This is a genomic window from Agathobacter sp., from assembly GCF_977054825.1.
This window is the reverse complement of the sequence record NZ_CDRTEH010000002.1, coordinates 190,076-209,956: the sequence shown is the minus strand read 5'-3', so window position 1 is coordinate 209,956 and position 19,881 is coordinate 190,076. Positions and strand designations below refer to the sequence as shown.

18 protein-coding genes and 1 pseudogene are annotated in these 19,881 nt (G+C 43.1%); 4 read left to right on the top strand and 15 right to left on the bottom strand.

Annotation, left to right across the window (positions count from 1 at the left end):
* Positions 1-4: 4 nt before the first annotated feature.
* From ACW6PM_RS03090 to malQ, 7 genes and pseudogenes are all read right to left on the bottom strand, one after another.
* On the bottom strand, positions 5-1,276 hold the full coding sequence (locus ACW6PM_RS03090) for an extracellular solute-binding protein (protein ID WP_448754043.1): 1,272 nt from the start codon (positions 1,274-1,276) through the stop codon (positions 5-7).
* Between the two features lie 152 nt (positions 1,277-1,428).
* Complete coding sequence (alaS, locus tag ACW6PM_RS03085) at positions 1,429-4,089, bottom strand: alanine--tRNA ligase (RefSeq protein WP_456056202.1); 2,661 nt, start codon at positions 4,087-4,089, stop codon at positions 1,429-1,431.
* Between the two features lie 12 nt (positions 4,090-4,101).
* Positions 4,102-4,230, bottom strand: coding sequence for a hypothetical protein (locus ACW6PM_RS03080; RefSeq protein ID WP_012742678.1), 129 nt, complete (start codon positions 4,228-4,230; stop codon positions 4,102-4,104).
* 57 nt (positions 4,231-4,287) lie between these two features.
* Complete coding sequence (locus tag ACW6PM_RS03075) at positions 4,288-5,046, bottom strand: MBL fold metallo-hydrolase (RefSeq protein WP_456056201.1); 759 nt, start codon at positions 5,044-5,046, stop codon at positions 4,288-4,290.
* 74 nt (positions 5,047-5,120) lie between these two features.
* Positions 5,121-5,249, bottom strand: a complete 129-nt coding sequence (locus tag ACW6PM_RS03070; RefSeq protein ID WP_456056200.1) for a hypothetical protein — start codon at positions 5,247-5,249, stop codon at positions 5,121-5,123.
* A 48-nt stretch (positions 5,250-5,297) separates the two neighbouring features.
* The gene (gene spoIVA / locus ACW6PM_RS03065; RefSeq protein ID WP_456056199.1) at positions 5,298-6,797 is read right to left on the bottom strand and encodes a stage IV sporulation protein A; all 1,500 of its coding nucleotides are present in this window, start codon (positions 6,795-6,797) and stop codon (positions 5,298-5,300) included.
* 137 nt (positions 6,798-6,934) lie between these two features.
* Positions 6,935-8,530: pseudogene (gene malQ, locus ACW6PM_RS03060) on the bottom strand (4-alpha-glucanotransferase); the annotation flags it as partial.
* A gap of 170 nt (positions 8,531-8,700) precedes the next feature.
* Between malQ and ACW6PM_RS03055 the strand changes: the two are divergent.
* Entirely contained in the window at positions 8,701-9,972 is a 1,272-nt protein-coding gene (locus ACW6PM_RS03055; protein ID WP_456056198.1) for a chloride channel protein, read from the top strand.
* Here ACW6PM_RS03055 and pulA read toward each other — a convergent pair.
* The 8 genes from pulA to ACW6PM_RS03015 all read right to left on the bottom strand — a co-directional run bounded on the left by pulA (position 9,969) and on the right by ACW6PM_RS03015 (position 17,216).
* Positions 9,969-11,798, bottom strand: a complete 1,830-nt coding sequence (gene pulA / locus ACW6PM_RS03050; RefSeq protein WP_456056197.1) for a type I pullulanase — start codon at positions 11,796-11,798, stop codon at positions 9,969-9,971. The two genes, ACW6PM_RS03055 and pulA, sit on opposite strands and share 4 nt — an antisense overlap.
* Positions 11,799-11,889: 91 nt before the next feature.
* On the bottom strand, positions 11,890-12,666 hold the full coding sequence (locus tag ACW6PM_RS03045) for an SDR family NAD(P)-dependent oxidoreductase (RefSeq protein ID WP_456056196.1): 777 nt from the start codon (positions 12,664-12,666) through the stop codon (positions 11,890-11,892).
* 14 nt (positions 12,667-12,680) lie between these two features.
* Entirely contained in the window at positions 12,681-13,133 is a 453-nt protein-coding gene (locus tag ACW6PM_RS03040) for a hypothetical protein (RefSeq protein ID WP_456056195.1), read from the bottom strand.
* A 91-nt stretch (positions 13,134-13,224) separates the two neighbouring features.
* Complete coding sequence (gene srtB, locus ACW6PM_RS03035; RefSeq protein ID WP_456056194.1) at positions 13,225-13,995, bottom strand: class B sortase; 771 nt, start codon at positions 13,993-13,995, stop codon at positions 13,225-13,227.
* Positions 13,988-14,467 carry a signal peptidase I gene (locus ACW6PM_RS03030; protein WP_456056193.1) on the bottom strand — a complete coding sequence of 160 codons (480 nt, stop codon included), beginning with the start codon at positions 14,465-14,467 and terminating at the stop codon, positions 13,988-13,990. The genes srtB and ACW6PM_RS03030 overlap by 8 nt, the downstream gene beginning before the upstream one ends.
* A gap of 23 nt (positions 14,468-14,490) precedes the next feature.
* On the bottom strand, positions 14,491-15,708 hold the full coding sequence (locus ACW6PM_RS03025; protein WP_456056192.1) for a BTAD domain-containing putative transcriptional regulator: 1,218 nt from the start codon (positions 15,706-15,708) through the stop codon (positions 14,491-14,493).
* A 95-nt stretch (positions 15,709-15,803) separates the two neighbouring features.
* A complete protein-coding gene (locus ACW6PM_RS03020; protein WP_456056191.1) occupies positions 15,804-16,307 on the bottom strand; it encodes a GreA/GreB family elongation factor in 504 nt (167 codons plus the stop codon).
* Positions 16,308-16,346: 39 nt separating this feature from the next.
* Positions 16,347-17,216, bottom strand: a complete 870-nt coding sequence (locus tag ACW6PM_RS03015) for an undecaprenyl-diphosphate phosphatase (RefSeq protein WP_456056190.1) — start codon at positions 17,214-17,216, stop codon at positions 16,347-16,349.
* A 170-nt stretch (positions 17,217-17,386) separates the two neighbouring features.
* Here ACW6PM_RS03015 and ACW6PM_RS03010 point away from each other — a divergent pair, with 170 nt between their 5' ends.
* The 3 genes from ACW6PM_RS03010 (at position 17,387) to ACW6PM_RS03000 (ending at position 19,849) form a co-directional block, all read left to right on the top strand.
* Positions 17,387-18,313, top strand: a complete 927-nt coding sequence (locus ACW6PM_RS03010) for a TAXI family TRAP transporter solute-binding subunit (protein WP_456056189.1) — start codon at positions 17,387-17,389, stop codon at positions 18,311-18,313.
* A 124-nt stretch (positions 18,314-18,437) separates the two neighbouring features.
* Positions 18,438-19,625, top strand: a complete 1,188-nt coding sequence (gene gltS / locus ACW6PM_RS03005) for a sodium/glutamate symporter (RefSeq protein ID WP_456056188.1) — start codon at positions 18,438-18,440, stop codon at positions 19,623-19,625.
* A 17-nt stretch (positions 19,626-19,642) separates the two neighbouring features.
* Complete coding sequence (locus tag ACW6PM_RS03000) at positions 19,643-19,849, top strand: hypothetical protein (RefSeq protein ID WP_456056187.1); 207 nt, start codon at positions 19,643-19,645, stop codon at positions 19,847-19,849.
* Positions 19,850-19,881: the final 32 nt, after the last annotated feature.

Genomic DNA, 19,881 nt, shown 5'->3' with positions numbered 1-19,881 from the left:
CCCTCTACTCAGCGACAGATTGTGTTATCCCGGCAGCAAGATCATCCATTATCTTCTGAAGGTCTGTATTTTCAGGATTACCGGCCGCCATTTTTTCTCCAAACTCTGTTGCAGCATCCCAATAAGAATTTCCAACTCTTTGGAGCTTGCCGTACTGTGCCTGATCCATAACGGCCATAATAGCGGGAACCTTTGTGACAGCATCATCTGCTGCTGCCGCTTTGTTTGCGGGACCTGCATTCTTCATCTCAAAGCGCAGCTTCTGATTATCCTCGTTTGTAAACCACTGGGCAAGCTTGTTTGCCCACTCAGGATACTTAGTGTATGCATTTACAGCCATATATTTGTAGCCCTTAAATGATGACATCTGAATCTGCTGTCCGGCACATGTGTATGTAGGAAGCTTAACAGCACCATAATCATCGCCCCATAACTCCTTGATTTTTGCCGCATTCCAGCATCCGCTGACACCGGCAATAACACTTCCATCCTGTACTCCTGCAATAAAGTCATCCTGTACACAGTTCTTAAAGCCCGGCTTAGCTGCAATATCGAGCATAGCCTGTGCTATATCAACGCCCTTGATGCTTGTGATGACAGCATTCCAGTTGCAGTGGTTTGTCACACCATCATCATTCACGCCAAAATCAAGCCCTGTATTTCCAAAAAATGAATAAAGATACCAGCCTGAGCTCCAGTCCATAGTCACGTACTTACCATTGGAGCCTGCAATGTCGAGCATACCATCAAGTGTAGCCACATCGCTGTCTGAGAAATAATCCTTATTGTAATACATGAAATATCCATTGTCAGCGGTCAGTGGATATCCATATAATTTGCCATCGATGGTGGCAGCCTCAACCGCACTCTCATCGTTAGCCTTTTTAACGGCATCCACATCCTCTATCTCATAAAGAGCACCACCTGCTACCATGGAAGCAATCTGGTCATCCGCTATAGAGAACACATCCGCACCATTATGCACATTTGATAATATATTATCTCTGGCATCAGAATCCTCTGACTCCTCGATAATTATATTAAAATCAGTTCCCTTGTTAGCCTCCTTGAAGCTTTCAATCATCTGTGTAGTAATATCCACATCATTCTTCGAACACCAGACATGCATCTTTACTTCCTTATTCTTCGTTTTATCCGAAGAATCCTCCGTTGTCCCCGCCTGTGTATTGTCATGTGATTTATTTGATACTCCACATCCTGTAAGTAATGAAACCCCCATGGCCGCCACAAGTGTTGCAGCTATTAACCTCTTCATACATATTCATCCTTTCAGTTTATTCTCAATTTATAATTTAGTACAATTTTACCATACTTTCACAAAAAAAAATAGGTCTAATTTGATTTTTTTTACAAATTTAGACCTATTTTTAAAAATATGCATTTTTAAGCACCATATATGCAATTTTTTTACTTGATCATGCCTGAAAGTGCGTCCTTTACAGAAGCAATAGCGTCAGGAATACCTGCCGGATTCTTTCCTCCGGCCTGAGCCATATTAGGGCGTCCACCGCCGCCACCGCCTACCTTTGAGGCGATTGCCTTGATTAAGTTTCCGGCATGTGCACCGCTCTTTATAGCAGCATCTGTTGCCATCGCAACAAGATTTACCTTGCCTTCATTTGAAGAAGCAAGCACGATAACTCCCTCTCCAAGCTTTTCCTTGAGGGAATCGCCCAGATCACGCAGTCCATTCATATCAACACCGTCAACGCTTGTTGCAAGAAGCTTGATGCCGTTTACATCAACCACCTGATCCATAACATCGCCGAGAGCATCCTTTGCTGCCTTGCTCTTAAGAGACTCATTCTCACTCTGAAGTGCTTTCATCTCAGCCATCAAATGCTCAAGCCTTTCTGTGAGGTTTGCAGGAGTTGATTTAACAGCCTTAGCAGCCTCCTCAAGCTCTTTCTCCATATTGCTGTAATAAGCGAATACATTGTCACCTGTGATAGCCTCGATACGTCTTACGCCTGCAGCCACACCGCTCTCTGAAAGAATCTTAAACACTTTAATATCAGATGTATTCTTTACATGTGTACCACCGCAGAACTCCTTAGAGAAATCTCCCATTGATACGACACGTACCTTTTCACCGTATTTCTCACCGAAGAGAGCCATGGCACCTGTCTTTTTAGCCTCATCGACAGTCATGATATCTGTGCGTACATCAATAGCCTCGTTGATTTTCTCATTGACAATATCCTCAACCCTTTTAAGTTCCTCAGCAGTCATAGCAGAGAAATGTGAGAAATCAAAACGTGTTCTCTCAGCATCCTGATAAGAACCGGCCTGCTCTACATGTGTGCCGAGCACCTCACGCAGTGCCTTCTGAAGCAAATGTGTGGCAGAGTGATTTCTGCATGTGTTTGTTCTTGTTTTCGTATCAACAGAAAGTGTAGCGGTCTCGCCTGTGCGGATCATGCCCTCTGACACATAGCCTACATGTGCGTATCTGTTGCCGACAACCTTTACAGTATCCTCAACAACAAATGTACCGCTCTCTGTCTTTATGATACCCTTGTCACCCTGCTGTCCGCCCATTGTGGCATAGAAAGGTGTGTTTGGTACGATCACAGAGCCCTTATCACCATCTGAGAGTGCCTCAACAACATCATCAGATGTGGTAAGAAAAGCAATCTCAGCTGTATCTGTAAGCTTGTCATAGCCTGTAAACTCTGTAGTGATTTCAGAATCTATATCATTGTAAACATTGGCATCAGCGCCCATATAGTTTGTTTCCTTGCGGGCTCCTCTTGCCTTCTGTCTCTGAGCCTCCATACAGCTCTCAAAACCGGCCTCATCATATGTGAAGCCCTTCTCCTCGAGAATCTCTGCTGTGAGGTCTACAGGGAAGCCGTATGTATCGTAAAGCTTAAAAGCATCTTCTCCTGAGAGGACCTTGCTTCCATCAGCCTTCATGCGCTCTTCCATATCTGCAAGGATACCAAGTCCCTGGTCAATAGTCTTTGCGAACTTCTCCTCCTCCTGAGTGAGTACCTTAAGGATGAAATCCTTTCTCTCCTCAAGCTCCGGATAGCCGTCCTTACTCTCATCAATGACTACCTGTGCGATTTTGCCAAGGAATGCTCCCTGTATGCCAAGTGTACGTCCATGCATAGCGGCACGTCTGATAATACGGCGAAGCACATAGCCCCTGCTCTCGTTAGATGGCATAACTCCGTCAGAAATAAGGAATGTAGATGAACGGATATGGTCTGTGATAAGACGGATAGAAACATCGTCCATCTCATCGACATGATATTTCTTGCCTGAAAGCTCGCAGACCTTATCGCGGATAGCCTTCATGGTATCGATATCGAATACCGAATCAACATCCTGCATTACAACAGCAAGACGCTCAAGTCCCATACCTGTATCAATGTTCTTGTGCTCAAGCTCTTCATATCCGCCATGTCCGTCACCGTTGAACTGTGTGAATACATTGTTCCATACCTCCATGAAGCGGTCACAGTCACAGCCTACCTTACAGTCAGGCTTGCCACAGCCATACTTCTCACCACGGTCGTAATAAATCTCAGAGCAAGGACCGCAAGGACCTGCACCATGCTCCCAGAAGTTGTCACACTCACCTGTCTCAGGATCTCTGTAGAAACGTGTAATACGATCTCCAGGCACTCCTACTTCCTTGGTCCAGATATCAAAGGCCTCATCATCCTCACCATAGATGGAAGGATAGAGCCTGTCCTTCTCAAGCCCGAGCACCTCTGTCAAAAACTCCCATGACCATGCGATTGCCTCGTGCTTGAAATAATCGCCAAATGAGAAATTTCCGAGCATCTCGAAAAATGTAAGATGACGTGCTGTCTTACCTACGTTCTCGATATCACCTGTTCTGACGCACTTCTGACATGTAGTCACACGGCGTCTTGGCGGAACCTCCTGTCCTGTAAAATATGGTTTAAGTGGTGCCATACCTGCATTAATAAGAAGCAGACTGTTGTCATTGTGAGGCACCAGTGAAAAACTCTTCATTGCGAGATGTCCCTTGCTCTCAAAGAACTCAAGGTACATACGACGTAATTCGTTAACGCCATAACTCTTCTTCATTACTTGAATCTCCTATTCTTTCGTCTTTGCGTCCTTCATTTTACGAAGCTTTACCCCAATCAGTGCCCCGCAAAAGCCTATGGCCGCCAAAACAATCATAATAATAACATATTGTGCTACGCACATGAAAAAGTCCCCCATAATTACCCTCCTAAAATTTATTGAACTAACTTATTATAAATGAATTTGTGAAATAATTCAATAGTTCTCTCCAAAAGCGAATGTCTGATTTTCACGTTCAATCTCAATAACCCTGTCAGCCATATCCTTATTGCTCAGTCTCTTCTTGTATTCGGCTATGCCGCTGTAATCCTGCCACATGTGCATAGGGAACACAAACTCTGCCGAGGTATTTTGTAAAAAGAAGTCAAATCCATTGAACTGATACTCCGTAAGCTTTGGATCCATCGGGAAAAACGCTACGTTTATTGGCCTTTCCGAAAGCTTTTTTATCTCATGCCTAAAGGCTCTGCGCACTCTGCCGTTTATCAAATCACCTGCGCCATCCCACTCCCAGTCGTTTAAATCACCGGCATGAAACAGACTTACTCCGTTTGAGGTAACATAAAATGCTACACCGGCATCAGTGGATCTAAGTGTCATTATATCCAGATCATCCACATGATATGTATTGTCAGGTGAAGCAAATGTCACGCGCTCCCTGACAGCAGGATCAATGCCGTGCTTTGACAGAAAATGCGGGCTGATACGTATATCCTTTGAAAAAATATAATGTATATTTGAATATTTATCAGCCAGGCGCAAAATATCCATATCATAGTGATCCTTATGGCTATGGCTTGCAAACATATAGATTTTGGTATCAGGCTCATAAGACGGCAGCTTGCCTGTAAAATGCACACCCTCTACCTTATCTCCGTCAAAATAATCGAATATAAGTACCTTGTCATCCAGCTCCACAAGAAAACAGCTGTGATGTATAAAAACTATCTGCATGTAACCTACTCTCTTTCGCTTTTTTTCTCTCTTTGTGCAAAGAAATCATCGATGCATAAAATTGAACTCTTTTTTTAATTATAGAACACATCGAGCTGTGAAGCAATATTTTTCACAAGCCCAGGTACCTTAATCGGCCTGATAAACAAATCCATCACCATCTGCTGCTTTCTCGGTGTAGTGCGGGTCACTAAGGTATACATCGAATTGTATGCAAGCATGCATCGATGATACCTTTTGACCCTTTTTAATCATATAATTATGCAAATCATGCCGCCATTTGAGTCATTCACAATCTTTTGCATGGTTTCCTGCAACTTTATCTGACATTCATCATCCATCTGCATTATTTTGCTTCTTATTCCATCCTCCATAAGCTCGCCGACGGATTTTCCGAATATATTGGTCTTCCAGACTCCGCTGTCACTGTTCTCACCATTTTTGATATAATCTATCAGATCCTCAGCCTGTTCCCTGCTTCCGACTATCGGTGCTATCTCTGTCTCGATATTTGCTCTTATCATGTGTATTGACGGTGAAAGAGCCTTCATTTTAACCCCAAACTTATTTCCATGCGCTATAAGCACCGGCTCCTCCATTCTGATATCCGAAAGCTGCGGCATCACAACACCATAGCCCTTCTGCTGCACCGATGAAAAGGCATCCTTAATCTTTTCGTATTCATTCTTTTCCTCAGTAAGTGAGAGAATCAGGGAAATCAGCTCCTTTTCCCCGGAAATGGTCACACCGCACAGCGCGGAAATATTTTCATAGTAGTATTTCTCTGTAATCTCGATTTTGACCTTAATAACACCATCAGATAACCCCATCGTAACAAGAGATACCGATTTTAATATATCACCGTCCGATTCAGGCATATCGTTACTCATCTGTACGATATCCTTTAGCTTTGAAGCCCTCGCAAGAAAAGTCTTTGCATATGTAATAACAGCCTGCTTTACATAATTGTCGTAAGGCAGCAGCTGCACCCACTTCGGTATATCATAATCCACTCTCGTGACTGCAAATTCGTACAACAGCTTTTCCATGATATCTGTAATCTGTCCCATGCAAAGCTTTTCACAGTCTATTGGAATGGCGGCCGCTTTGTACTCTCTGCTAAGTGACTCGCATAAAAGCCTCGTTTCTGCCGCAAAAGGCTTTGTAGTATTTACCACAATTACAAACGGCTTTCCTGAAGCTTCAAGCTGCATGACTGTTTCTCTTTCCGCCGCCTCATAGCTCTGCCTTTTTATATCGCCAATGCTGCCGTCGGTGGTCACAAGCACAGCCACTGTCGAATGCTCCTCTATTACCTTTTTTGTACCTACAACAGCGGCCTCCTCAAAAGGTATATCCTCATCGAACCATGGTGTTTTGACCATCCGCTCGCCATCCTCCTCGAGATATCCGACAGCATCTCCCACCGTAAAGCCCACGCAGTCCACAAGGCGCACCTTCACCGCACTGCCATCATCCAGACTGATAGTAACCGCATCCTGTGGAATAAATTTTGGCTCAGTCGTCATAATAGTCTTTCCTTTGCCTGATTGCGGCAGCTCATCGACCGCGCGCTTTTTGGCATATTCATTGTCCATCTTCGGGATGACGCAAAGCTCCATGAAATGCTTTATAAATGTGGACTTGCCTGTGCGCACAGGACCGACGACACCTATGTAAATCTCGCCGTTTGTGCGGCATCTGATATCTTTATATAAATCAAACTCTTTACTGTCCATTTTACTGCCCATAAAAGCTTCCTCCATACACTTTATTCTATAATCAAAGTGTATTCACCGGTGTAGTAAATTATTACAAATAAAAAGACCACAGGCATCAAAACAGATAACCTGTGATCTTTAAAATAACATATAATATTTAAGTCAAACTACTTAGCAGCCTTTTTCTTGCAGCCGCAGGCCTTGCCGGTAGAAGCATCAGCCACCTCATCGGCATCTGTCTCATCAACAGGCTCCTCGCGCAGACGTGCGTACATCTGCATACACTTGTGGAGCTTCTTTGCAAGCTTATTGTCTATCTGCTCAGGAGTAGCTCTCCACTGCCAGTTGCCACCGGTAGTTGAAGGAATATTGATACGGGCCTTTGAATCAAGTCCGAGCAGATCCTGCATAGGAACAATAGCCATATCGGCAACTGATGACCATGCTGCACGCATCATGCCCCAGTTGTAGCCCTCCTCCTTTGTGAGGTTTAGGTATTCCTTTGCAAACCTTACGCTCTCCTTTGGTGCTGTCTTCATCCAGCCCATAACTGTGTCATTGTCATGGGTGCCTGTGTATACAACACAATGCTGTGGATAGTTGTGTGGCAGGTAATCGCTATCCTCTCTTGAATCAAATGCAAACTGGATAACCTTCATGCCAGGGAAGCCGGAATCCTTTAAAAGCTTCTTTACAGAAGGTGTGAGGAAGCCGAGATCCTCCACGATGATAGGAAGCTTACCAAGCTTCTTCTCAAGGACATTGAATAAATCCATGCCAGGACCCTCTTTCCATACACCGTTCTTTGCCGTATCATCCTTTGCAGGAATGGCATAGAATGAATCAAAGCCTCTGAAATGGTCGATTCGTACGATATCATAAAGCTTTGCCATAGCACTGATACGCTTTGTCCACCAGCTGTAGTTATCCTTCTTCATAACATCCCATCTGAAAAGAGGATTGCCCCAGAGCTGTCCGTCAGCTGAGAAAGCATCAGGAGGACATCCTGCCACCTCGATTGGATTTAAGTCATTATCGAGATAGAACTGTGTAGGATTAGCCCAAACATCTGCTGAATCCATAGCAACATAGATAGGTACATCTCCGATAATTCTTATTCCCTTCTCATTGGCATATGCCTTTAAAGCAGTCCACTGCTTGAAGAAGAGATACTGAAGCATCTTGTAGAAGGCAATATCATCAGCATACTTCTCCTTTGCCTCCTCTATAGCCTCAGGCTTTCTCAGCTTAAGCTCCTCATCCCACTCGCTCCATGCTACTCCTCCATTGGCATCCTTTAATGCCATAAAGAGCGTATACTCGTCAAGCCACTCAGCCTCTTTGCTGCAGAATGCTTCATAATCATCAGGTGTCTTCTTTGAAAAACGCTCATAAGCCTTTCTTAAAAGCTCATATCTGTTAATATACATAATGCCATAGTCTACATACTGTGGCTTTTTGCCCCACTTATATGACTCGCACTCCTTCTTTGTCAGAAGCTTATCCTTGCATAAAAGCTCCAGATCGATAAAATAAGGATTGCCGGCAAAGCTCGAAAATGACTGATATGGAGAATCTCCATAGCTGGTAGGACAGATTGGAAGAATCTGCCAGTATGTCTGACCTCCCTTCTCAAGGAAATCGACAAAACGTCTTGCCTCCTTTCCCATAGTTCCTATACCATACGGTGATGGCAGTGATGAGATTGGCATTAATACACCGCTAGTTCTCATGTTATTTTTCCTCCCTTTTGTTGTATACGCATTGTATGGGCTGCGTGAGCCTGTATTTTAAATAATATATAATATACATATGAAATCATATGATATTTTCGTTTTATTTAGTTATTATAACATCATAAAGTGCAACTTGTAAATTATTTTAGTTAATGTTACTATAAAATTAATAAAAAGTTTAAAAGAGGTGTAACATAATGAATGAAACAACCAGGCAATTGATTATGCATAAGGTAAAACATAATACAAAGCGCCTTATAACCTCCATTAAGTGGGTAATCTTTTCTATCGTTGTCGGCATAGTCGCAGGAAGCTGCGGCACTGCATTTTACTTTGCACTGTCGGTCGTAACCGATTTCAGGATGAAATACCCATGGCTCATTTATTTTTTGCCAATCGGCGGACTTGCCATCGTGGGACTCTATCATCTGTGCAAAGACGATAACGATACCGGAACCAATCTGGTAATATCGGCTATCCACTCAGGCGAGAAGGTGCCCTTTAGAATGGCCCCGCTTATATTTGTATCCACACTTATCACTCACCTGTTCGGTGGCTCTGCCGGCCGTGAGGGTGCTGCTCTGCAGATGGGAGGCAGCATCGGAAGCTCTATAGGCAGAGTATTCAGATTTGATGAAAAGGACAAGCATGTCATGATCATGTGCGGCATGAGCGCTGCATTCAGTGCGCTGTTTGGCACTCCGATGGCAGCTGCTATTTTCTCCATGGAGATGATAAGCGTCGGTGTCATGTATTATATAGCGCTTGTCCCATGTGTGATAAGCTCTTTAATCGCTCACGGTATCGCAACGTACTTTAATGTTACAAATGAATTTTTTGCTATCGAAAACATACCGGATTTTACTATCTTAAACTCAATAAAAATCTCTGCGCTCGCAATACTGTGCGCACTCGTAAGTATACTCTTTTGCGTGGCTCTCCACTCCGGTGAAGCGCTGTATAAAAAATATCTGCCAAACAAGTATACAAGAGTATTCATCGGCGGCTGCCTTGTAATCATAGCAACCATACTTGTCGGAAGCCAGACCTACAACGGCACCGGAATGAGTGTTATTCAAAGCAGCATAGACGGCTCTGTCAGACCTGAAGCATTCCTGCTAAAAATCATCTTCACCGCACTAACTCTTGGCGCAGGCTTTAAGGGTGGTGAGATTGTACCGTCCTTTTTCATAGGAGCAACCTTTGGATGTCTGTTCGGCAATCTGACAGGCTTTGAGCCATCGCTGTGTGCAGCTGTCGGCATGATTTCACTGTTCTGTGGTGTCACCAACTGTCCGATCACATCACTGCTTATAAGCTTTGAGCTTTTCGGCTACGACGGCATGCCATACTTTCTTTTGGCAATCCCATTCAGCTATATGCTGTCAGGATACTTTGGCCTGTATCGCAGCCAGAAAATCGTATATTCTAAATACAAAACAAGCTACATCAATAAATCAACTCACTAGCATTTGCAAACCGCTACCAGGCATGATACCGCAGGTATTATTGCCTGGTCTTTTATTGTATAGAGAGCTTTATCTCCCGCAGCCGATTCATCTGCGAGAACCTCCCATAAAGCATCTGATAGTTTAATTGTGATTTTATTTTTGCCGGCATTGTAAGCTACGAACACCTTCTCTGTATCAGTATCAATAGTGTATGCCACCCCCCCATCAGGCATATCATCCAGGAAATTCACGGATTTCTTAATCTCATCTACTGTGTCAAGGTAAAATGCCTTGTGAGCCCTTCTTAGAGCTATAAGCCCCTTATAATAAGCTCTAAGCTCTGCAAACTGCTCTGCTCTGTCATAATCTATTGCATTGACAGAAAGCGGACTGCAGTAGCTGTTCTCTATAGGAGCCCCATCAGCTTCACTAATCTTTGTTCTCGCAAACTCCTCTCCATGCAGGAAAAACGGAATACCCTGCGCTGTAAAAAGAATGGATGCCGCAAGCTTATTCATGCGGATACGCATCTCTTCACTCTCATGTGAATTGGATATAATAAACCTATCCCAGAGAGTATAGTTATCATGACATGAGAGATAGTTGATGGACTGCATAGGTGATTTAGCCCACCTTGGACAAATCACAGCTTGCTTTAGCTCATCACTTCTATCTGTAGCTCCATTGACAAAGCCCAGCTCATCCATATAGAATACATGCCCCTTTACCACATCACGTATATCATCCGAAAACATGCCGATGCCCGGTGTTTTTTTTGCATTTATTTTCATGCCACGCTCCGACTCAGGCAAAGCACTTTCTCCACCTGTCCAGCCCTCTCCGTACATTATTATATCAGGATTTATTTTTAAGAGAGCTTTCCTTGCTTCGTTCAAGGTCTCGATATCAAGTACCCCCATCAGATCGAACCTGAAGCCATCTATGTGATACTCGCTCGCCCAGTAGCACAGAGAATCAATAATATATTTTCTGACCATAGGCTTCTCTGATGCAATTTCATTGCCACAGGCTGATGCGTCAGAATACTTTGTAGCATCCGATGAATCCATACGGTAAAAATAATTGCCCGCGGTCTTGTAAAAGCAGCTGTCATGAACATTGAAGGTGTGATTGTAAACCACGTCCATAATCACGCCAAGGCCCGCCTCGTGAATTGAGTGCACCATCTCCTTATACTCTCTCACTCTCACTGCACCATCAAACGGATCTGTCGAGTAAGAGCCCTCCGGCACATTGTAATTGTACGGATCATAGCCCCAGTTATACTGCTCCTTTAAGGCATCGCTCTCATCGATGCTTGCAAAGTCATACGAAGGCATCAGCTGCAGATGTGTCACTCCCATATCCTTGAAATATGAAATGGTTTTATCCTCAGTGAATGCCTTGAACTTACCGGGATATAAAGAATGAGCAGATGCAGCTGCAGACACATCAGCGATGGACACCTCGGTGATAACCATGCTCATAGGATCGGCAAGCTTTGGCCTGTCCTCATTCGCAAATCCATCCGGATTAGTCTTAGCCAGGTCTATAACCATAGATCTGTGCCCGTTGACACCACAGGCCTTTGCATAAGGATCATGCGAACAAAATACGCCGTCCGGGGTGTGAACCTCATATGTATAATACACACCATCCAAATCTCCCTCTTCTACAGCTGAGAAAATACTGCTAAGCTCTCCCTCGCCGCGCATCATCTCAAGCCTGCCTGTCTCGGCAGAATCATTTCCCTTATCATAAAAAATAACAAAAACACTGTCCGCAACAGGCGAAAACAGTGTAAATGTTGTCTTTTCCTTTGAATAAATCGCTCCTAATTTCATAATACTATCCTTTTCGTTTATTTTCGTATACATTATAATAAAATTTACAATAACTGTAAATAGGGCAATTCAACCAATTTTTAAAGACTTTTTAGTCAATGTGCCATTTTTTCTTTTGCTGGTGTGAAACAAGCTTAATATACAGCGACTGTGGGATAAATCTGCCACAAGTCGTAGCAAGCTTCATCCTGAGCGTAGGTACAATTACCGTTTTGTGCTTCATCATCCGGTCAATGGCATAATTGGCGCAGTACTCAGCAGAAATTCCCTTCAGTGCAAAGCGCACATTTGCCACATCATTGAACTCTGTATCAACCGGTCCCGGGCACAGACAGCCCACATATACATGGCTGTGTCTCTGTCGAAGCTCGCAGGCAACAGCTCTTGACAGGCTTGCAACATATGCTTTAGTGGCATAATATGTGGCCATGTACGGTCCTGCAGGAATAAGCCCCGCAGAGCTTGCCACATTTAAAATAAAGCCTCTGTCCTTTACCCTCAGCTGCCTTAGCAGTTTTTTGGTCAGAAAATGAACAGCACGTACATTGACATCTATCATGCCTATTTCCTTAGCTATATCAGTCTCCTCAAACAAGCCACAGTCACCGTAGCCTGCGTTGTTGATAAATATTTCTACATCCTTTTCCTCGATATAATCCGAAAGCCTCTGACACTCATCAAGCTGCATCAGATCCGCGGTAAATATATCGCACTCAAGCCCCTTATGTGCGGCTCTAAGCTCATCAGCAAGAGTTGCAAGCCTCTCCCTTCTTCTTGCAACAAGAATCAGATCATAGCCTTCCTTCGAAAGCCTTTTTGCAAACTGCTCACCTATTCCCGAGCTTGCCCCTGTAATCACTGCATACATTATATACTACACCTCTATTCTTCAATAATCAGCTCTCCTGCACTTGCATCAAGCTCTACGCTTGTGTTGTCGTTCTTATACATCTCAAGCAGTAAAAGCCACAGCGTGTGAATCTCATATGTAAGAACATTGGAAGCAGGTACCGAGTATGGAAGCAGGGTGCTGATATCAAAATATCTGATGCCAAGCGGCGGTAAAAAAACAAGATTGGTTGTCTGTCTTTTATCACCGGCAGTATGAATCATCTCATATGTAATCATCACAAAATCACTGCCCTTATAATTGCATTCATATGACACATAGCACTCATCAACAGTCCAGGTGATGCCATCCTCTGTGACTGTCGGTTTTACTGCCTCATCATTGTACTCTGTAGTCTTACAGGTCAGCTTCCACTTTAGCTGTCCCTTCTTTGTCTCTTTTACCATATCGGTAAGCTCTTTAAGTAATTCATCTTCTTTTTTCATTTTACGCACCTGTATATATATTTCAAATTATCATTAGAGAGTTTATTAATTTACGAATTAACAATCCATTCATACTGCTTATCTGCCAGCATTAATGCTCATCTACCCTCACTCCGTGAACCACAAACCTGTATGTCTCACCGCTTGTGGAGCAGGTAGAAAGAGTCACAACCTTGTCATCCTTTGTCGGGACAATGCCTGTATCCTTCATAGAAGAAGCAGCCATCCTCTGCACAAATTTGCCAAACGTCTCGTCAGGCTCAAAGCCCACGGTATACTCATCACTGTCATCGCTTACCGTCTCATATGAGAAAATCCGGTACCTGTACTTTTTGCCATCGACAAGGATCTGGAAATACTGATGGCCGTCATAGTAATTCTCATCACGGTTATAGTACTTGAGCTTTCCAAACATGGACAGATTCTTCATATTGTGTCCGTAAATGATTGTATGGCAGTCGCTGAAATCAGTCTTGTTTGAGCCCTCAAGGAAGATGGAGCCTGCAGTGGCATGCTCTCTCTTAAAGGTCTTTCTAAGGTAATAGCTGTTATCCCCTGAATACATGATAGGATAGCTGATATCCTCATTCTCAAAATAAATCCATCCAACCACATCCGGATTTTCACTTTTCAGACCGGCAAAATCAATATCTATATCATCATACCACGGTGTATCAGTAGCTTCACTATCATTGTCATCAGACTTCTTTGAATCGTCCACAGCATACTCATCCTGCAGCTTCTCATATGTCTTATCCGATGTATTATAGTCAGAATAAATCTTAAACAGATGATACCCTGAATAAGCCACCAGAGACAGACCAATTATAAGAACTATAAATCTAATTACCTTTTTAACCATTTGTTTTCTCCATTTTTTTCTCAGTCAGCACTGTAATGCCTGTAAAAACAATTAACAATGCGATAAATACAAATTTGCCCTGCGTGGTTCCTAAAAAAGAAGCAGGATAACCGAGCACCGGGATATCAAACACCGGTACTCCGACCACATCAGACCACGCAACCGGCTCTACATCATTCACCTGATTGGCATCGCCCTTTGTAGTGTAGGTCTTTTCATCTGTATTGATTTCAACCACCCTGTGAGTTACCAGCTCACCGTTTCTGTAAAAGGTAATGGCATCACCGGTCTGTACACCACCGGTGTCCTCCTTTACATACAACAGGCTTCCCTTCATGTAGGAAGGCTCCATGCTGCCGCTAACAACCACCATCGGCTCGATATGAAACAGCTTGGGAGCAAATATCGCAGCAATAATTAAAACAAGAATTAATAAAACTATACTCGAAATAATATTAATCAGTCTCTTCACGAAAACACCTCTGTACCACAAAATCATTTATCACTCACAAAGCTGCTATGGCAGCTTACCGGCTCAACGTCAAAGTGTATTGTCATATTACAATGTGCATCACATGTATGATCGAACCTATCGATAATACGCTTCATGACATCAGAAGCAGTATCGCATGAGCACTTCGATAAAAGCACAATGTACTGTGAATCACTGTACTTTGCCGCCACATCACCCACACGCAGACACTTCCTAAGCGCCCTCTCAAGCGTGACCATGGAATCCTTCATCTGACTCTGCTTCTTATCCGGCAGACTGTTGTACATTGGAGCAACAGTGACCAGAACAAGACTCTCCGAAACAGTGGAACGTGCACTCTTTCTGACCTCCAGATGATAAATCTCCTTGAATACGGGATATCCGCACATGAAAACGCCCTCCATGCTCTCCTCGTTGATATCCTCCTTCACCTCATCTATATTGTAGCTTGAAACACCCTTTGTGACAGATAAAAGCTCCTCATATACCTTGTTGAGCATGACAGTCTTTCTGACACCCAGATCGTTGTCCATAATAGCCTTGGCGGTCTCATAGGTATCGAAAGCCATCTGTACCTTTTTGGTACGCATGCGTGCCATAATCAGATAAGAGTATATCTGCTCATCCGAGCGCTCATATACAATCGCCTTTGTGCACAGCTGTTCAAGCTTCTCATAGCAGCCTGTATCAATATACAGCTTCGCCAGAGCCTTTACCGTATTCACGTATCTTGAATGGTAAAATGCATTGAGTGTCATAAACCAGTGTGTATCTGTCCTAAGAGGCAGGAAATCGCCATTGTAAATGGCTATAGCCTTCTCATAGCTTTCAATAGCGGTCTCCTTGCTTCTGCTGAATGCAAGCTCCGCCTCATTTATATATCTGTCAAACTCTTCGGCATCGATGGTTACTTCCACATCATCATTCCATTTGTACAAGCCGCCTCTTACAGAGACTATGCACTCCTCGTCAAAGGAAGCATCTCTTAGAGCCTTTCTGAGTCTGTATGCCAGATTCTTAAGTGCTCCAACCGGATTATCGGTCTCCTCCTCGACCTGCCATATAGCCTCTGAAATGTCCTCTATGCAGACACCCCTGTTTCTGTTCATCGCCAGATATACAAACAGCTTTTCAAGTTTCTCAGACCTCCATGCGCCTTCCTGTACAGAGGTTATGTCATTACCTACCGTAAAGCTGCCAAAAGTTTTTAATTTAATCATATAAATCTCCCCATTTCTGACATTAAACATTATTATATAGTCATAAACAGATTAAACTATTAAAATACCAATAAAACGCAAAAATTAAACCCTGATTAAAATTTACGTAGATCATCACTGCCGTCGTCGACAGTGTTTTCTATCTTCATAATTTTGACAAAGTATGAGTAGTCATCATTTACCTTTACCTCACACCTATCACCCACCTTGTGTCCGAATATGGCTGCACCAAGCGGTGACTCCTTGCTTATCAGATTCTTTAAGGAATTGCCCCTTACGGTTGTGACAAGCTTGTATGTCTCAGTCTCATCATCATCCTCAAAATACACATCGACCGTATTGAACATACCCACCTCATCATCCTTTGACTCATCGGATATGACAACAGCAGTCTTAATCATCTTCTCAAGGTATCTGATACGGCTCTCGTTCTGGTTCTTAAACTGCTTGGCTGCCTTGTACTCGAAGTTCTCGCTCAAGTCACCCTGGGCTCTCGCCACCTTTACGTCATCAAGAGCCTTCTTTCTGACAACGAGCTTTCTGTACTCTATCTCGTCCTCCATTTTCTTTATATCATTTGCTGTCAATTCATCATGCATATCTTAACCCTCTTCCTGCAAAATTGCGTCAAAATGTATTTAGAGAAGTCCTGCGATACCACAAAGCAGCACAATCGCGCCAAGCACTATACGGTACCAACCAAACACAATAAAGTTGTGCTTCTTTATGTAGCCCATCAGGAATTTGATAACAATAAGTGAAACAACAAATGCTACAATCATACCGATAATCAGAATGGCAGCCTCTTCTCCTGTAAAATGAAATCCAAATTTAATAAGTTTCAAAAGGCTCGCACCAAACATAACCGGAATGGCAAGGAAAAATGTATACTCAGCGGCAACAGTTCTTGATACACCGATTAAAAGAGCTCCGACGATGGTAGCACCTGAGCGTGATGTACCCGGAAAAACAGCTGCAATAAGCTGGAAAAATCCAATCATAAGAGCTGTCGTGTAGCTGATGTCGACAAGTGAATTAATCTTAGCCGACTTGCCATTATGTCTGGTCTCAATCACAATAAAAGCGATACCAAAGAGTATGAGCATGATAGCTACTGTCTGGAAATTGTAAAACAATCTCTCGAATACGTCATCAAAAAGTACTCCGATAATAGCTGCCGGAATAGTTGAAACAAGAATATGAAACCAAAGCACGAAGATATCAGTCTTGATCCATGCACCGATACCGGTCTTTGCAAGAGGAGCTTTGTTATCCTTCCTGCCGAATGGCCAGATCTGGCTCCAGAACAAAACAACAACCGCCATAATAGCTCCAAGCTGTATAACAACCTCAAACATACTGTAAAAATCATCCGGGTTCTTTCCTATTCTAAGTGGTAAAATCTCATTTAAAAGAATCATGTGGCCGGTACTGCTGATAGGCAGCCACTCTGTAATGCCCTCCACAATTCCAAATATAACAGACTTGATAATGTCAAAGATTTCCATAAATAATTTCCTTCCTTTAAAATATTTTCTACAACCAATTTATTATATTATTTTTCCAATCACAAGTCTATGGAATTTAAGAAAAATTTAAATTAAATCTTTTCATATTATAGATTTTTTTGTAAAATACTCATAGCAATTATGAAAATTTGAAAGGATAAAGACAAAACATGAAGAAAAAAATCAGTATCATGCTTTGCATAGTACTCTTCGCCCTGACAGGCTGCACCACCTCCAGCAGCACCGTACGCTTCGGAGCAGCCGATATCGGCGGAATGTACTATTCATTTGCAAATACATTTACAGAGCTTGCCAATGAGCAGGGCTATGACTTTACCTGCAAGGTTCGAACCACAGCAGGCTCCAATGCCAATATAAGGCTATTATCCGATGGCTATATAGAGATAGGCATTGCACAGGCAGACCTGATAGCCGACGCCTACAAGGCAAATGAAGATTTAAGGGCTATAGCAGGGCTTTATACCGAGACCTGTCAGCTTGTGGTCCGCGCTGATTCAGACATCCAGACTCTTGATGATTTGTCCGGACACACGGTAAGCATCGGAGCAGATGAATCCGGTACCGAGCGAAATGCCACACAGATTCTTGAATTCGCCGGTATGCCGTCATCCCTTGTTGCCACCAAAAATCTGGACTATATAGAGGCCACAAAAGAGCTTGAGGCCGGTGATATAGATGCATTTTTCTGCACTGCCGGACTCACCACCACTGTCATAGATGAGCTTTCAAAGGAATGTAACATAAGACTTATCCCGCTGACAGACACTGTGATAAGCAAGATGCTTGAAAGCAGCTCTGCCTACACAAGCGAGGTCATACCTGCCGGCACATACACAGGCCAGACTACAGATATAAGCACTATAGGTGTAAAATCCATGCTCATCACAACGGCTAATGTATCCGACGATACAATTGAGCAGCTTACATCGCTCCTGTTTGAAAAGGAAAAGGAGCTATCCTACTCCAACTCACTTAAGCTTGAGCTGACGTATAACTTTGCAACAGGCGATATACCTATTCCATTTCACGATGGAGCGAAAAAGTATTATGAAACCTGCGGATATAGTGTAAATTAATTCGCGAATTAATTTTTAGTCCAATATATAATGATATAAGGGTCAAAAGGTATTTTTCCCCTTTAATCATATAATGTTCAAAATTATAAGAAGAATATAATTAATTAAAATCGAAAGGTAACACATGAAAATACAACTTGACATGTACCAGACGCTGGCCGTCGCCGTGCTGGTACTACTACTTGGAAACTATTTAAAAAAGAAAATATATTTTCTTCAGAAATTCTGTATTCCGGCGCCTGTCATAGGCGGACTGATTTTCGCCATCATGACATGCATATGCTATGTCACAGGAATCGCAGAATTTTCCTTTGATGACACGCTGCGCGAGGTCTGCATGGTATTTTTCTTTACATCTGTAGGCTTTCAGGCAAATCTCAAGGTATTAAAAAGCGGAGGCAAATCACTCATCATATTCTTAGGACTGGTCATCGCGCTTATCATATTACAAAACCTAACCGCCGTGGGGCTTGCAAAGCTCTTAAACCTAAATCCGCTAATCGGCATGTGCACCGGCTCTATCCCTATGGTAGGCGGACACGGCACAGCAGGAGCTTTTGGCCCGGTTCTTGAGGACTTAAACATAAAGGGCGCCACAACCATCTGTACAGCCGCAGCTACCTTTGGTCTCATTTTTGGAAGCTTAATAGGCGGACCTCTTGGAAAAAGACTGATTGAAAAGCATAGCTTGCTTAATACAGTAGCAAACGATGATGACAGCCTGCTGGTGGAGGATGAGAAAAAGCATGAGCGCCACACAAATATGTATGCTGATGCCGTATTCCAGCTCATCCTGGCAATAGGTGTCGGAACCATCTTTACAATGCTCCTCACAAAGACAGGGCTCACCTTCCCGATATATATAGGAGCGATGCTCGCAGCCGCACTCATGCGAAACATCTGTGAGTACACAGGAATCGCCACCATCCATATGGGAGAGATAAATGACCTTGGAGGTATAAGCCTATCTCTCTTCCTTGGCATGGCAATGATCACACTGAGGCTCTGGGAGCTTGCATCACTCGCTCTCCCACTCGTCATACTGCTCGCAGCACAGGTGCTTCTCATAATCATATTCACGTATGTTATCGAGTTCAACATCATGGGGCGCGACTACGATGCCGCCATCTTAGTATCAGGCACCTGCGGCTTCGGAACCGGAGCCACCCCAAATGCCATGGCAAATATGCAGGCAGTCTGCGACCAATACGTGCCATCCATCAAGGCATATCTGCTCATACCACTTGTAGGAAGCCTGTTTGCAGACTTTTTGAACAGCCTTGTAATCACATTTTTTATAAACCTACTGTAAAACAACCGGAGAAAAATATGTTTGAAAAATTGAGAAAAATATTTAAAAAAAGAGAAGAAAAAGAAAAACATAATTACGATTTAACTTTTGACAACGTAGCAATACCAGAGGTGCACGTAAAAAGCACCGAAAGCCACGAGGATACGGATAAAGAAAATGCACCTATCAGCTATGACAATGTTGCCATACCTGAGGTGCATATCAGAAACAAGAGAAATAATTAAACTAAACAATATGTGTATAATGCAAAAAGGAA

Bases quoted from the DNA above. Each gene is read 5' to 3' on its own strand.
- alaS (WP_456056202.1), bottom strand. From the start codon at position 4,089: ATGAAGAAGAGTTATGGCGTTAACGAATTACGTCGTATGTACCTTGAG.
- ACW6PM_RS03025 (WP_456056192.1), bottom strand. From the start codon at position 15,708: ATGATTAAATTAAAAACTTTTGGCAGCTTTACGGTAGGTAATGACATA.
- ACW6PM_RS03015 (WP_456056190.1), bottom strand. From the start codon at position 17,216: ATGGAAATCTTTGACATTATCAAGTCTGTTATATTTGGAATTGTGGAG.
- ACW6PM_RS03090 (WP_448754043.1), bottom strand. From the start codon at position 1,276: ATGAAGAGGTTAATAGCTGCAACACTTGTGGCGGCCATGGGGGTTTCA.
- ACW6PM_RS03070 (WP_456056200.1), bottom strand. From the start codon at position 5,249: ATGTATACCTTAGTGACCCGCACTACACCGAGAAAGCAGCAGATGGTG.
- ACW6PM_RS03045 (WP_456056196.1), bottom strand. From the start codon at position 12,666: ATGTATGCAGTGATTACAGGGGCAAGCTCGGGAATAGGTGAGCAGTTT.
- ACW6PM_RS03055 (WP_456056198.1), top strand. From the start codon at position 8,701: ATGAATGAAACAACCAGGCAATTGATTATGCATAAGGTAAAACATAAT.
- ACW6PM_RS03020 (WP_456056191.1), bottom strand. From the start codon at position 16,307: ATGCATGATGAATTGACAGCAAATGATATAAAGAAAATGGAGGACGAG.
- ACW6PM_RS03000 (WP_456056187.1), top strand. From the start codon at position 19,643: ATGTTTGAAAAATTGAGAAAAATATTTAAAAAAAGAGAAGAAAAAGAA.
- gltS (WP_456056188.1), top strand. From the start codon at position 18,438: ATGAAAATACAACTTGACATGTACCAGACGCTGGCCGTCGCCGTGCTG.
- ACW6PM_RS03040 (WP_456056195.1), bottom strand. From the start codon at position 13,133: ATGAAAAAAGAAGATGAATTACTTAAAGAGCTTACCGATATGGTAAAA.
- ACW6PM_RS03075 (WP_456056201.1), bottom strand. From the start codon at position 5,046: ATGCAGATAGTTTTTATACATCACAGCTGTTTTCTTGTGGAGCTGGAT.
- spoIVA (WP_456056199.1), bottom strand. From the start codon at position 6,797: ATGGGCAGTAAAATGGACAGTAAAGAGTTTGATTTATATAAAGATATC.
- srtB (WP_456056194.1), bottom strand. From the start codon at position 13,995: ATGGTTAAAAAGGTAATTAGATTTATAGTTCTTATAATTGGTCTGTCT.
- pulA (WP_456056197.1), bottom strand. From the start codon at position 11,798: ATGAAATTAGGAGCGATTTATTCAAAGGAAAAGACAACATTTACACTG.
- ACW6PM_RS03080 (WP_012742678.1), bottom strand. From the start codon at position 4,230: ATGGGGGACTTTTTCATGTGCGTAGCACAATATGTTATTATTATGATT.
- ACW6PM_RS03010 (WP_456056189.1), top strand. From the start codon at position 17,387: ATGAAGAAAAAAATCAGTATCATGCTTTGCATAGTACTCTTCGCCCTG.